Origin of the sequence: Actinomadura sp. GC306 (assembly GCF_004348665.1) — a bacterium.
Lineage (GTDB): Bacteria > Actinomycetota > Actinomycetes > Streptosporangiales > Streptosporangiaceae > Spirillospora.
In genome coordinates this window covers 17,952-31,233 of the sequence record NZ_SMKM01000017.1, presented here as the reverse complement: position 1 = coordinate 31,233, position 13,282 = coordinate 17,952, and the positions used below count along the sequence as shown (strand labels likewise).

The 13,282-nt window shown below is 72.3% G+C and carries 14 protein-coding genes and 3 tRNA genes; 10 read left to right on the top strand and 7 right to left on the bottom strand.

The window, feature by feature from the left end; all coding sequences use genetic code 11:
* Positions 1-50: 50 nt before the first annotated feature.
* Positions 51-1,907 carry a beta-propeller domain-containing protein gene (locus tag E1200_RS04660; protein WP_131950527.1) on the bottom strand — a complete coding sequence of 619 codons (1,857 nt, stop codon included), beginning with the start codon at positions 1,905-1,907 and terminating at the stop codon, positions 51-53.
* A 164-nt stretch (positions 1,908-2,071) separates the two neighbouring features.
* Here E1200_RS04660 and E1200_RS04655 point away from each other — a divergent pair, with 164 nt between their 5' ends.
* Positions 2,072-2,635, top strand: a complete 564-nt coding sequence (locus E1200_RS04655; protein ID WP_131950526.1) for an acetamidase/formamidase family protein — start codon at positions 2,072-2,074, stop codon at positions 2,633-2,635.
* Positions 2,636-2,741: 106 nt separating this feature from the next.
* On the opposite strand, the gene E1200_RS04650 is transcribed toward E1200_RS04655, so the two are convergent.
* From E1200_RS04650 to E1200_RS04625, 6 genes are read right to left on the bottom strand one after another with little or no spacing between them, the layout of a single operon-like run.
* Complete coding sequence (locus E1200_RS04650) at positions 2,742-3,134, bottom strand: carboxymuconolactone decarboxylase family protein (RefSeq protein WP_131950525.1); 393 nt, start codon at positions 3,132-3,134, stop codon at positions 2,742-2,744.
* Positions 3,127-3,996: an NAD(P)-dependent oxidoreductase gene (locus E1200_RS04645; protein WP_131950524.1), complete on the bottom strand. Its 870-nt coding sequence runs from the start codon at positions 3,994-3,996 to the stop codon at positions 3,127-3,129. The genes E1200_RS04650 and E1200_RS04645 overlap by 8 nt, the downstream gene beginning before the upstream one ends.
* Positions 3,993-4,727, bottom strand: a complete 735-nt coding sequence (locus tag E1200_RS04640) for an SDR family oxidoreductase (RefSeq protein WP_131950523.1) — start codon at positions 4,725-4,727, stop codon at positions 3,993-3,995. The genes E1200_RS04645 and E1200_RS04640 overlap by 4 nt, the downstream gene beginning before the upstream one ends.
* Positions 4,724-6,190: an aldehyde dehydrogenase gene (locus E1200_RS04635; protein WP_131950522.1), complete on the bottom strand. Its 1,467-nt coding sequence runs from the start codon at positions 6,188-6,190 to the stop codon at positions 4,724-4,726. Before E1200_RS04635 ends, E1200_RS04640 begins: the two co-directional genes overlap by 4 nt.
* Positions 6,191-6,243: 53 nt before the next feature.
* Positions 6,244-6,804, bottom strand: a complete 561-nt coding sequence (locus tag E1200_RS04630; protein WP_131950521.1) for a TetR/AcrR family transcriptional regulator — start codon at positions 6,802-6,804, stop codon at positions 6,244-6,246.
* Positions 6,805-6,814: 10 nt separating this feature from the next.
* Positions 6,815-7,981 (bottom strand): acyl-CoA dehydrogenase family protein, encoded by a 1,167-nt coding sequence (locus E1200_RS04625; RefSeq protein WP_131950520.1) that lies wholly within the window; start codon positions 7,979-7,981, stop codon positions 6,815-6,817.
* 269 nt (positions 7,982-8,250) lie between these two features.
* On the opposite strand from E1200_RS04625, the gene E1200_RS04620 reads away from it, so the two are divergent.
* From E1200_RS04620 to E1200_RS04580, 9 genes are all read left to right on the top strand, one after another.
* A tRNA-Leu gene (locus E1200_RS04620) sits at positions 8,251-8,324 on the top strand.
* 5 nt (positions 8,325-8,329) lie between these two features.
* Positions 8,330-8,402 (top strand) — tRNA-Leu (locus E1200_RS04615).
* A gap of 27 nt (positions 8,403-8,429) precedes the next feature.
* Positions 8,430-8,516, top strand: a tRNA-Tyr gene (locus tag E1200_RS04610).
* 94 nt (positions 8,517-8,610) lie between these two features.
* Positions 8,611-9,198 carry a TetR/AcrR family transcriptional regulator gene (locus E1200_RS04605; protein WP_243708340.1) on the top strand — a complete coding sequence of 196 codons (588 nt, stop codon included), beginning with the start codon at positions 8,611-8,613 and terminating at the stop codon, positions 9,196-9,198.
* Positions 9,199-9,208: 10 nt separating this feature from the next.
* Entirely contained in the window at positions 9,209-10,405 is a 1,197-nt protein-coding gene (locus E1200_RS04600; RefSeq protein ID WP_243708339.1) for a cytochrome P450, read from the top strand.
* A gap of 2 nt (positions 10,406-10,407) precedes the next feature.
* Positions 10,408-11,187 carry an SDR family oxidoreductase gene (locus E1200_RS04595; RefSeq protein WP_131950519.1) on the top strand — a complete coding sequence of 260 codons (780 nt, stop codon included), beginning with the start codon at positions 10,408-10,410 and terminating at the stop codon, positions 11,185-11,187.
* On the top strand, positions 11,184-12,524 hold the full coding sequence (locus tag E1200_RS04590; protein WP_131950518.1) for a cytochrome P450: 1,341 nt from the start codon (positions 11,184-11,186) through the stop codon (positions 12,522-12,524). Before E1200_RS04595 ends, E1200_RS04590 begins: the two co-directional genes overlap by 4 nt.
* Positions 12,521-12,715 carry a ferredoxin gene (locus E1200_RS04585; RefSeq protein WP_131950517.1) on the top strand — a complete coding sequence of 65 codons (195 nt, stop codon included), beginning with the start codon at positions 12,521-12,523 and terminating at the stop codon, positions 12,713-12,715. Before E1200_RS04590 ends, E1200_RS04585 begins: the two co-directional genes overlap by 4 nt.
* Complete coding sequence (locus tag E1200_RS04580; RefSeq protein WP_131950516.1) at positions 12,715-13,266, top strand: nuclear transport factor 2 family protein; 552 nt, start codon at positions 12,715-12,717, stop codon at positions 13,264-13,266. The genes E1200_RS04585 and E1200_RS04580 overlap by 1 nt, the downstream gene beginning before the upstream one ends.
* Positions 13,267-13,282: the final 16 nt, after the last annotated feature.

Here is a 13,282-nt window from a genome sequence, read left to right as displayed (position 1 = left end):
CCGGTCAGGTCGCGCGCTCGCGTGCGGGCCGAGGTTGTCGGAGGGGCGGATCAGTAAGGCAGCCAGGTCGAGGTCTTCAAGGTCGTGGCGTTGGTGGCGCGGGTGCCGGTGTCGGAGAACGTCCACAGGGTGTCGCCGATGATCAGGGAGCGGTTGATGCCGCCGCCGCGGTCGCCGGGTGGGTGGCGGACGGTTCCGAGGCGGGTGATGGACGAAGCGGTCACCTTGAAGGCGAGCGCTTCGGACCTTCCGCCGTCGCGGGCGTTCACGGGGATGACGGTCAGGCCGGAGTCCGGCCAGTACAGGAAGGCGTGCGGCTCGAACTCCGCCTGCGAGGTCGTGCCGGGCAGGGTGTGGTGGTCGATCCTGCGGGGCTGTTCACCGGAGACGTCGAACAGCGAAACCTGCAGGCCCCTCGTGCGGCCGGTGCGGTCGGCGTCCTGCCCGACGCCGAGCAGGCGCCCGTCCTCGGCGGGGTGCAGGTACGCCGAATAGCCGGGGATCTTCAGTTCGCCGGTGAGGCGGGGCCGGCGCGGGTCCGCCAGGTCGAGCACGTACAGGGGGTCGATCTCGCGGAACGTCACGACGTAGCCGGTCGTCCCGAGGAAGCGGACGGAGTAGATCCGCTCGCCCTTGCCGAGCCCGTCGATCCGCCCGGCCTGCCGCAGCTGCGACCCGGCCTGTTCCAGGACGTACACCGAACTCTGCGACGACCGGTCGTCACCCGCGAACCGGCCGGTGGTCGTGGCCATGCGCAGCTTCCCGCCGTGCTCCGACATGGCGTACTGGTCGTGCAGGAAGCCCTTGACCGAACCCGACGCCACGTAGCGGGGACGCCCTTCGCCGCCGACGTCGAACTTGTACACGTCGGTGCGTTCCTCGCTCTGCTTCTCGCGCGGCCTCCACGGGGACGCGCCGGGGGGAGTGGCGGTGACGTACAGGCTCTTCCCGTTGCCGTAGACGGTGCTGCCGTCCGCGGTGACGCCGATCGCCTGCGGGTCGCCGAGGCCCTTGGCGAGGTCGAACGTCAGCACGCTCAGCATGGTCGAGCCCGCGTACGAGGCCGGGCGGCTGACCCGGTCGCACGGGACGCGGTAGTCGGTGGACCGGCCGCCGGCCTCGACCTGGAAAACCGGGAGCCAGGCGTCGAGCGGCGCCGTCACCACGGCCCTGCGCTGCGTCTCGATGTCGCCGCTGGGGAGGTGGATGTCGGGGACGGACTTCAGCACGACCCGGACCGTCCCGCCGGTCTGCCGCGCGTCCACGAAGCCGGCGTGGGTCGTCATCGTGCCGGCGACCTTCGGAGCGGCGGAGATGTCGACGAGCGTCAGGCGCGTGGTGGGCTTCGGGGTCTGCGGCGCGGGCAGGCCGCCGCCGGCTCCGGGCGCCGGACGCCGGAGCGGCGGGTCCACCGGGGACTCCTCGTCCAGCACGAGGACCCGGTCGCCGTCGAGCAGCAGCCGTGCCCCGCCGCGGGCGTCCCCGCCCGGCAGGTCCAGGGTGTCGGTGACCTTGCGCGTCGCGGGGTCGATGAGGACGAGGTTCCCGCGGGCGATCGTGACGATCCTGCGGCCGTCGGTCTTGACGAGGTCGGGTTCGTCGGCGTCCCGCTCGTGGGCGTTCGTGGTGGAGTGCCGCGGCGGCGCACCGGGCGCCGCGCCGGCGGCCCGCGGGCCCTTCAGCGCGGTGTCGCTCGGCATGTCGATCGGCGGCGGGCCGTCGCCCAGCCCGTGCGAGCCGACCCGGTCCGCCGTCGCCTCGCGCAGCTTCTCGTGGAGAGCGGCGCAGTCGTCGTAGGCGACGAGCCGTACCGGTGCCGCGCTCGGCCGGTCCGCGGCACCGGGGGAGCCGCTGCAGCCGGCCGCCAGCACCATCCCCGCGACCGGAATGAAGACACGACCACGCATGGGGGTTCGACGCGCGCGACGCCTCCCGGGTTCCCTGGCGCTGTCGGGTTCTTCGGGGTTTCCCGTCCGATCTAACGCGGGCTTCAGGGCACGGAAACCGGGCCGAAACAGCCGCCGGTCATGCTCAGAACGTCCGCGTGTTCCGACGCAAGGAGCGGCTCCCGATGTCCTCGTCCACCCTGTTCGGCCTGGCAGACCCCGGAACGCGGGACGTCCCCGGCCACGACCACTGGCATCCCGACATACCGGGCGTCGCGGAGGTCATCACCGGCGGCTCCGTCCGGATGGAGTGCCGGGTGCACGAGCCCGGGGAGAACGTCCTGCTGTGCGGGCCGCTCGTGGTGGTCGGCGCCGAACCCGGCGACGTGATCGCGGTGGACGTGCTCGCCGTCGGCCGGTCCGCCGGCGGCCACGACTCCGGCGGGCATCCCGGGATCATCGGGTGCGCGCCGCCGGCCCCGGTGGCGGTGCCGAGCGGCGCGCGCGGCCGGGACGTCGGCTGCTGCGCCGTCGCCCCGCTGGCCGCCGGGTCGCGGATCCTGCTGCCGGTGCGCGTCCGCGGCGCCAAGCTGTCGGTCGGCGACCTGCACTTCCCCGCGCCCGGAACGTACGACTGCGACGGCGCCGCCCGGCCCGGCTGGATCGACCTGAGGGTCAACCTCACCAGGCGGGGCGTCGACCGCTTCCGGGTGACCGCCCCGATGCTGATGCCCGACCCGACCCCCTAACCGGCCCGCGACTCGTTGACTTGCGGCGTGTTGCCCTTATGGAGCGCTCCATAAGGGCAACACGCCGCAAGTCAACGGACTCCGGCGGAGCTTGGTGGTGGTGTGGTTACCGGTGCTCGTCGGATTTGCGGCGGGTGCGCTTCTCGTGTTTGGCGATGAGGGTGTCGATCTGGACGCTCAGCCTGGACCCGAGCGGCCAGCCCACATAGTGGGTCAGGAAGATGCCGATCTCGCGCAGCTCGTCGGGCGACAGCTCCCCGTTGGCCAGCGCCGCCGGGATCTGGATGTCGAGGACGTCGTTCAGTCCTTGACCGGCCAGGGCGCCGACGAGCAGGAGCCGCCGGTCGCGCATGCTCAGCCCCGGCCGCGTCCAGATGTCGCCGAAGAGGTGGTCGACGGTGATGCCGAAGAACTCGCCGGGTGCGTCCTCGATCTCCCACCCGTAGACCTTGCGCATCATCTCCAGGCCACGCGCGCGCCGTTCGTCCATGTCAGTCATCCGCAGCTCCCGGCAGGCCGAGTCCAGGGCCGAACCGTTCCAGGGCGAGGCGGGCGAACGGGGTGTCCACCCCCAGCTCGCCGGCCAGTTCCAGGGCGAGGGACAGGTCCTTCTCGCCGAGGTCCCGGGTGTGGCACAGGATGTCGTAGAGATCGTCGTCCGGCTCAAGCGGCGCGGTCGTCGGCCGCAGCATGATCGACCCGGCGCCGCCGGTGATCGCGTCGGAGTGCCGGACGACCCGCCCGAGCTTGCGCAGCGACACCCCCGCCGCCTCCGCCAGCCGCTGCGCCTCGGCCGCCGCGGTGAACGAGATGAAGTGCAGCATGTTGCGGGCCAGCTTCGTGCGCGTGCCCGCGCCGACCGGGCCCATGTGCAGGACGAGGTCCGCCCAGTCGCCGAACGGCTCCCGGCAGCGCTCGAACGCCTCGTCCGTCCCGCCGACCATGACGGCGAGGCGGCCCGCGCTCGCCCCCATGAACCCGCCGCTGACCGGCGCGTCCACGACGTCGATCTCGTAAGGCCGCGCCTTCTCGGCCAGGTCCTCGGCGGTCTTCGCGCGGATCGTCGAATGGATCGCCAGCACGGTCCCCGGGCGGGCGCTCGCGACGACCTCCGCGCCCACCTCGGCCACCTGCGCGTCGTCCCGCACCATGATCGACACCAGGTCGCAGGCCGCCGCCACCTCGGCGATGCTCTGCGCCGCGCGCGCCCCCGCCTTCACCAGCGGCGCGACCGCCTCGGGACGGGTGTCGTGGACGACCAGGCCGCGCCCGAGGAGATGCTGCGCCATCGGCGCGCCCATCTGCCCGAGCCCGATGAACCCGACCCCCCGCGCCCCGTGCTCCCGGTCAGCTTCGCTCATGCTCGGAACACCTCGCCGCCGTCCACATTAAAGATCTGGCCGGTGACCCAGGACGCCTCGTCCGACAGCAGGAACAGGCACATTCCGACCAGGTCCTCGGGCGTGCCCATCCGCTTGAGCGCCATCTTCTCCTTGACGATCTTCTGCGACATCCCGCCGGGGACGACCGTCCGGTTGGCCTCGGTGTCGATCGGGCCCGGCGCGATCGCGTTCACCCGGATGTTCATGCTGCCCAGCTCGTGCGCGAGCTGCTGGGTGAGGCCGTTGACCCCGACCTTGGCCAGGCCGTAGAAGCCCGAGTACTGCCACGCCGCGGTGGACGACTGGTTGACGATCGAGCCGCCCCCGCGCTCCTGCATGTGCGGGTAGCAGGCGCGCGCGCACAGCAGCGCGCCGTCCATGTTCACCGACATGAACTTCTTGTAGTAGTCCCAGTCGACGGTGAACAGGAAGTCCAGCTTCATCGACCCGAAGATGGCGGCGTTGTTGACGAGGTGGTCGATGCCGCCGAACCGCTCCACGGCGGCCGCCGCCATCGCCTCGACCGACGCGGGGTCGGACACGTCCGTCCGCACGAAGAGGCCCTTGACGTCGTCGGCGACCGCCTGGCCGCGCTCGTCCACGTCGGCGACGACCACGGACGCGCCCTCGGCCGCCAGCGCCCGCGCGTACGCCTCGCCGATGCCCTGCGCCGCCCCGGTGACCACGGCCACCCTGCCCTCGAACCTCATGTGGTGCCCTCCGCGATCGCCTTGGTCTCCAGGTACTCCTCGAAACCGGCCACGCCCATCTCGCGGCCGATGCCGGACTGCTTGTAGCCGCCGAACGGGACGTCCGCGCTGTACCAGACGCCGCCGTTCACGCCGACCGTCCCGGTGCGCAGCCGGGCCGCGACCGCCCGCGCCCGCTCCAGGTCACCGCCGTGCACCGCGCCCGACAGCCCGTACGGCGAGTCGTTCGCGATGCGGACCGCGTCGTCGTCGCCGTCATGGGGCATGATCACCAGCACCGGCCCGAAGATCTCCTCGCGGGCGGTGCGGGCGTCGTTCGACAGCCCGGTGACGAGGGTCGGCTCGATCCAGAAGCCCTTGTCGCGGCCCGCGGGCCGGCCGCCGCCGCAGGCGAACGACCCGCCCTCCTCGACGGCCAGCCTCAGGTAGCCCTCGATGCGGTCGCGCTGCCGCGCCGAGATGACCGGGCCGCAGATCGTCCGGTCGTCGCCGGGGTCCCCGGCGCCGAGCTTCGCCAGCGACTTCGCGGTGATCTCGACGGCCTCGTCGTAGCGGTCGCGCGGGACGAGGATCCTGGTCGTGATCGCGCAGCCCTGCCCGGCGTGGGCGATGCCGGAGAACGCCGCGAACGAGCAGGCGGCCCTGAGGTCGGCGTCGTCCAGCACGATGAACGCCGACTTGCCGCCCAGTTCCAGGAAGACCCGCTTGAGGGTGGCGGCCGCGCTCGCCATGACGGTGCGGCCGGTGGCGGTGGACCCGGTGAACGTCACGAGGTCGACCCGCGGGTCCTCGACGAGCTGGGCGCCCAGCCCGTGATCGGACGAGGTGACCACGTTCACCACCCCCGGCGGGATGTCGGTCTCCGCGGCGATGATCTCGCCGAGGACCGCCGCGCACCAGGGGGTGTCGGGCGCCGGCTTGAGCACCACGGTGTTGCCCGCGGCGAGCGCCGGGCCGAGCTTGGCCAGGTTGATCTGGTGTGGGAAGTTCCACGGGGTGATCGCCCCGACGACGCCCACGGGCTCCCGGCGGATCCACCGGTGGCTCGGCATGCCCATCGGCTCGGCGCGGCCGAGGTCGCGCTCCCACTCGTAGGACTCGGCGAGCCCGGCGAACCAGCCGAGGTCGTCCACCGGCGTGTCGAGCTGGCCGCCGAACGTCAGGAACCTGGGGGCGCCGACCTCCCGGATCGTGAGCTCGCGGAGCTCGTCCGAGCGCCGCTGCATCGCCTCCCTGAGCTGCCGCAGGCAGCGGACGCGGAACGCCGGGTCCGCGGCCCAGGAGGTCTCGTCGAACGCGCGGCGGGCGGCGCCGATCGCGCGGTCCATGTCGGCCGGGGTGCCGTCGGCGGCCGTGCCGAGCACGTCCTCGTTGGCGGGATCGATGGTCTCGAAGGCGCCGCCCCCCGCGCTCGGGGTCAGCCGCCCGTCCAGCAGAAGCAAGCGATCGGTTGTTCTGGACACGTGTCCAGACTACAGTTCAGGGCCGGGTCGGGCGCAAGGGCGATCCCGCTGAATCAGGAAACGGCGGTGTCCGCGAGGAAGATGTCGAGCGTGCGGTCGGCGCCGGGCGCCTCGCCGCCGTCCGGGGCCGGGACGAGGTAGCCGCCGACCCACGTCCGCAGCATCAGCAGCGCGCGGAGCCGGGCCTCATCCGGGACGAGGCCCAGCCCCTCCAAGCACGCGGCGATGTGGCCCAGCAGCGCCCGGTCGGCGTGCCGCACCGCCTCCTCGGCGTCCGGGGAGTGCTGCGCCCACAGCCGCATCGCCCGGTCGACCGGCGCGACCTCGCGGCCGAGCGCCTGGATGCGCCGGAGCCGCTCCAGCGGGTCGGGCGTGCTGCCCAGCGCGAGCGCCAGCACCTCGTCGGTGCGCTCGTGCGCCCAGCGGTCCAGCAGCGCCCCCATCAGCTCGGACCGGTCCTTGAAGTGCCAGTAGAAGCTGCCCTTGGTGACGCCGAGCCGGGCGGCGAGCGCGTTGATGCCGACACCGCGCTCGCCGGCCCGCGCCAGCTCCTGGTAGGCCGCCTCGATCCAGTCCCGCCGGGCCACCCGCGCCCGGCTCGTCGTACCGCCCACCGCTCTCCGTTCAGACCAGGGTCATCGGATCGGGGTCCATCCCCAGCGCGGTCCTGCCGTACAGGGCGTACGTGGCGTCCGCGTCGAAGACCACGTGCGACGAGATCGTGTTCACGTCGCGCTGCGCGCGCTGGAAGGGGGAGTCCGTGAACTGGACGCTCGCCCCGCCGAACGCGCACAGCTCGTTCACGATCGTACGGGCGACGCCGGCGACGTGCGCCGCCACCAGCCGCGACCGGGCGCGCTCGGCGATCCCGTAGCTTCCGCCCGACTCGTAGGTCTCCATCACGTCGCGCACGGCGTCCTCCAGCAGGAGGCGCGCGGCGGCGAGGTCCGCGGTGGCCTTCGCCAGGCGGATCTGGCCGCTCATGAGGTCGCGCTGCTTCACGCCGGTGTACGCCATCACGCGTCCCTGCATGCGCTCCGCGTACCGGGCGAGCACGCCTTCGGCCACCCCCAGCACGGGCGCGGCCCCGGTGAGCGCGAACACCGGGACGAGCGGGATGCGGTAGATCGCCCCGTCGTGGACCTCCGCGCCGGGCGACCTGCCCTCGGTGAGGTCCATCAGCGGCACCGACCGGTGCGCCGGCACGAAGCGGTCCTTGATCTCGATGTCGTTGCTGCCGGTGGCGCGCATGCCGCTGGTGTGCCACACGTCGTGGACGTCGGCGTCCTCGCGCGGCAGCAGGAACAGCCGCGGCTCGATCGAGTCCGCGACGGTGACCAGCGCCATGACCATCACGTGGTCGGCGTGCATGACCCCGCTGCCCCACGACCAGCGCCCGGTGACGCGGTGCCCGCCGGCGACGGCCTCGGCCGTGCCGTTCGGTGCGAGGGTGCAGGGCACCAGCGCGTACGGCCGGTCGGCCCAGACCTCCTGCTGCGCCTCCTCCGGCAGCAGGGCGATCATCCAGTTGTGCAGGGTGTAGATGACGCTCAGCCAGCCCGCCGAGGCGTCGCCCGCGCCGATCTCCCGGCACGCCGACGCCATCGCGCCGAACTCCTGCTCGCCGCCCCCGAACCGGGCCGGCACGAGCATCTGGAACAGCCCGGTCCCGGCCAGGTCGGCGATGGTCTCGTCGGACAGCCGCCGCGCCTCCTCGGCCGCGCGGGCCCGCTCGTTCAGTACCGGTGCCAGCTCCCGCACCCGCCGCACGATCTCCTCGCCATACTTCATAGTACGGGGACCATACTCGTAAGTATGTGCTGACGGAAGAGGTCGGGAAAATGCGTTGCGGCAGCGCGTCCGGCGGTGGCACCGTTGACGACGTCAGCCCGTCCAAGGCGGACGACGCACGAGACCCGAGAGAGGAGGACCGGCCATGGCTCTGGAGCACTATCGACTCCGACTGCCCTCGGCGTCGCACGCCCGCCCCGGCCGGTATCCCGTCTCCCGGTAGACCCTGGCCGAGCCGCAGGCGAGTGACGCCACCTCGCGACGATCACGCGGCTCTACTCCAACGGGCAGAGAGGCCACTCTCAGGAAGTGGACGTTCCGGGTTCGAATCCCGGGGGCCGCACGCATGCCTCCGTAGTCCAACGGCAGAGACAGCGGCATGAGGTGCCGTGTGCTGGGGGTTCGAATCCCTCCGGAGGTACGGATGCGGATGTCTCGATCCGTACTGGGGGCGGCGCCGACGTCCGGAGAGTCGGGCCTGCCTGTAAAGCAGGTGCCTCGCGCTGAGTGGGTTCGAATCCCACCCGCCCCACCATCCGACCGGCCACGCTCCGACCGGCCACGCTCCGACCGGGGAAGTGCCGTGCCGGCATTGCGGTCCGCGCATTGCTGAACTAATGTCTGGACACGTGTCCGGCAATGAGCAGCTGACGACCGAGCCCACCCGCCGCCGTCTCACCGACCGGCAGGCCGACACGGTGCGGCGGCTGACCGACGCCGCCGTGGTGGAGGTCGGCGAGAGCGGCTACGACGGTCTCACCGTCCGCAACGTCGCCAAACGCGCCGGGGTCGCGCCCGCGACCGCCTACACCTACTTCGCGTCGAAGAACCACCTGATCACCGAGGTGTTCTGGCGGCGGCTCAGCGCGCTGCCGCCGGTGGAGGCCGACGGCACGCTGCACGAGCGGGTGGAGGAGGTCCTCCGCGAGATCGCGCTGCTGGTGTCGGACGAGCCGGAGCTGGCGGCGGCGTGCACCACCGCGATGCTCGGCACCGACCCCGACGTCCGGGAGCTGCGGGTGCGGATCGGCGTCGCGATCCGCGGGCGCATCCAGGCCGCGCTGCGCGACCACGACGACCCCAAGGTTCTCGGCGCACTGGAACTGGCCTACACCGGCGCGCTGGTGCACGCGGGCATGGGCTACACGTCCTACGCCCGGATGGCCGACCGGCTCGCCGAGATGGCGCAGCTCATCCTGCCCGAACCCGCCGAATGAGGTGACGGCCGTGGCCCCCGCCGCGCAGATCTTCTACAGCCCCTTCGACTACGCCGTCCACGAGGACCCCTACCCCTTCTACGCGCGGCTCCGCGACGAGGCGCCCCTCTACCGCAACGACGAGCTCGGCTTCTGGGCGCTGTCGCGGCACGCGGACGTGGCCGCCGCGTTCCGCGACCACGCGACGTTCTCCAACTCGCACGGCGTCTCGCTGGAGCCGAGCGCCTGGGGGCCGCACGCGCACCGGACGATGTCGTTCCTCGCGCTCGACCCGCCCCGCCACACCCGGATGCGGGCGCTGGTGTCCAAGGGCTTCACGCCCCGGCGGGTCAAGGAGATGGCCGACGGCATCAAAGCCCTCGCCAGGCGCCACCTGGAACCCGCGCTCGACAAGCGCGAGTTCGATTTCGTGGCCGACTTCGCCGGGCTGCTGCCCATGGACGTCATCTCCGAGATGATGGGCGTCCCCGAGGCCGACCGGGTGGAGGTGCGGCGGCTCGCCGACCTCGTCGTCCACCGCGAGGAGGGCCTGAACGACGTCCCGCCCGCCGGGATGGACGCCGCGCTCACGCTCGTCGGCTACTACCAGGACATGGTGGCCGAGCGCAGGCGGCGGCCCTCCGGCGACCTGACCTCGGCGCTGCTGGACGCCGAGATCGACGGCGACCGGCTCGACGACAAAGAGATCATCGCGTTCCTGTTCCTGATGGTGGTCGCCGGCAACGAGACCACGACCAAGCTCCTCGCCAACGCCCTGTACTGGGGCTCGCTGAACCCGGACCAGGCGGCCAAGCCGCTGGGCGACCCGGCGCGGGTGGACGACTGGGTCGAGGAGACGCTCCGCTACGACACCTCCAGCCAGATGCTCGCCAGGCTCGTCACCCAGGACGTCGAACTGCACGGGCGGCGGGTGCCCGCGGGCGACCGGATGCTGCTGCTGGTCGGATCGGCCAACCGCGACCCGCGGGTCTTCGCGGACGCCGACGCCTACGACCTCGACCGCGACACCTCGCAGCTCGTCAGCTTCGGCGGCGGCCGGCACTTCTGCCTCGGCGCCAACCTCGCCCGGCTGGAGGCGCGGATCGCGCTCGGCGAACTGGCGCGGCACGTCTCGTCCTACGAGGTCGACCACGCGGCGGCCGAGCGCGTGCACTCGGTGAACGTCCGCGGCTTCGCGACGCTGCCCGTTCGCGTGGAGGTGCAGTAGGCATGCCCAGGTTCGATCCCCATCCCGAACGGCGCCCGGTCGTGGTGGCGGGCGCGTCGTCCGGCATCGGCGCGGCCACGGCGACGGCACTGGCGACGGCAGGGCACCCGGTCGCGCTCGGCGCGCGGCGCGTGGACAAGTGCGAGGAACTGGCCGCGACCATCCAGGCCGGCGGCGGGGAGGCGTTCGCGCACGCGCTGGACGTCGCCGACGCCGACTCCGTCAAGGCGTTCGCGGCGGCCGTGGCGGACGCGCTCGGCCCCGTCGAGATCGTCGTGTCCGGCGCCGGTGACCTGTCCGCCGGGCGGCTGCACGAACTGGACTCCGCGGAGTTCGTCGCCCAGGTGCAGGTCCACCTCGTCGGCGCGCACCGGCTCGTGTCGCACTTCGTCCCGGCGATGGTGGCGCGCCGGCGCGGCGACATCGTGTTCATCTCCTCCGACACCGTCCCCGCCCCGCGCTCCTGGACGGGCGCCTACGTCGCCGCCAAGAGCGGCGTCGAGGGGATGGCCCGCACCATGCAGATGGAGCTGGAGGGGACGGGCGTGCGGGCGTCCATCGTGCGGCCGGGCCCCACCGCGACCGGCATGGGCCTGAACTGGGACGCCGAGACCACCGGCGCCGTCCTGGGGGACTGGGTGAAGTGGGGGCACGCCCGCCACCCGTACTTCCTGCGCCCCTCCGACATCGCCGCCGCCGTCGCCGCGATCGTCACCACCCCCCGCGGCGCCCATCTCCGGCTCGTCGAAGTACAGCCCGAAGCCCCCCTGGAGGAATCATGACCGCTTTGGTGGAGCCGCGCGTGGTGTCGGGCGGTCCCGACCACCTGGAGGAGCTGCGCACGGACCCGATCGGGCTGATGCGGCGGGTCCGGGACGAGTGCGGAGACGTCGGCGAGTTCCGGCTCGCGGGGCGGCGCGTCGTCCTGCTGACCGGCGCCGAGGCCAACGAGTACTTCTTCCGCGCCCCCGACGAGGAACTCGACCAGGCCGAGGCGTACCCGTTCATGACGCCGATCTTCGGCGAGGGCGTGGTGTTCGACGCCACCCCCGAGCAGCGCCGCGAGGCCCTGCACAACCAGGCGCTCAAGGGCTCCTACATGAAGGGCCACGCCGCGACGATCGCCGCCGAGGTGGACCGCATGGTCGCCGGCTGGGGCGACGAGGGCGAGATCGACCTCCTCGACTTCTTCGCCGAGCTGACGATCTACACCTCGTCGGCCTGCCTGATCGGGCGCAAGTTCCGCGAGCAGCTCGACCGCCGCTTCGCCGACCTGTACCACGACCTCGAACGCGGCACCGACGCCCTCGCCTACGTCGACCCCTACGCCGACATCGAGAGCTTCCGCCGCCGCGACACCGCCCGCGCGGCGCTCGTCGAGCTCGTCCAGGGAATCATGGACGGGCGCCCGCCGAACCCGCCGAAGGAGGACCGCGACCTCCTCGACGTGCTCATGTCCATCAAGAACGAGGACGGCACGCTGCGGTTCGACGCCGACCAGGTCACCGGCATGTTCATCTCGATGATGTTCGCCGGGCACCACACCACGTCCGGCACCGCCGCGTGGACGCTGATCGAGCTGCTGCGCAACCCCGGGGTGCTGGGCGGCGTCGTCCGCGAGCTGGACGAGCTGTACGCCGACGGCAGCGAGGTGTCGTTCCAGGCGCTGCGCGCCATCCCGTACCTGGAGTCGGCGATCAAGGAGGCGCTGCGGCTGCATCCGCCGCTGATCCTGCTGCTGCGCGTCGCGCAGTCCGACCAGGAGGTGTGCGGGCACCGCATCCCCGCGGGCACGATGGTCGGCTGCAGCCTCGCCGTCTCCAACCGGATCGAGGGCGACTTCCCCGACCCGGACGCCTTCCACCCCGAGCGCTACGTCGCCCCGCGCGAGGAGGACGTCCTCAACCGCTGGACGTGGGTGCCGTTCGGCGCGGGACGGCACCGCTGCGTCGGCGCGAACTTCGCGATGATGCAGCTCAAGGCGATCTTCTCGGTGCTGCTGCGGGACTGGGAGTTCGAGCCCGCGCAGCCCCTGGAGAGCTACCGCAACGACCACTCGAAGATGGTCGTCCAGCTCGCCCAGCCGTGCGCGGCGAGGTACCGCAGGAGGCGCCGGTGAGGATCGAGGCCGACCTGGACCTGTGCCAGGGGCACGCGATGTGCGAGCTGGAGGCGCCGGACGTCTTCGAGGTCCCGCGCAAAGGAAAGGTCCGGATCCTGGACGCCGAACCACCCGAGGACATGCGCGCCGAAGTGCAGGCCGCCGTCCGCTACTGCCCGACCCAGGCCCTGAAACTGCTGGAGGCATGATGCCCTCGTTCCCCCGGGAAGAACTCGACGCGATGGTGGAGCACTGGCTGGCGGAGAACCGGCGGTGCGAGGAGGCGGGCGACTGGCGCCCCCTCGCCGACCTCTACACCGAGGACGCCACCTACGGCTGGAACGTCGGCCCCAAGCAGGACTTCATGGCGGTCGGCCGCGACGAGATCCGCGACATCGCCCTCGGCCAGGAGATGGGCGGGCTGGACGGCTGGATCTACCCGTACCAGAGCATCCTGGTCGACGAGCGCAAGGGCGAGGTCGTCGGCTTCTGGAAGCAGATCGCCGACGCCAAGCGACCGGACGGGAGCGCGTACGAGGTGCTCGGCATCGGCGGCTCGTGGTTCCGGTACGCGGGCAACCGGCAGTGGTCGTGGCAGCGGGACTGGTTCGACCTCGGCAACGTCACCGCGGTGTTCGTCGAGATGATGAAGGCGGACGTGCTGTCGGACGGGATGAAGCGGCGCCTCGACCGGGCGGCGGCCCGCGAGCCGATCCCCGGCTACTACCGGCGGGGGGAGAGCCCGGTCCCGATCTGGTGACCCGTGCGGTCCCCGC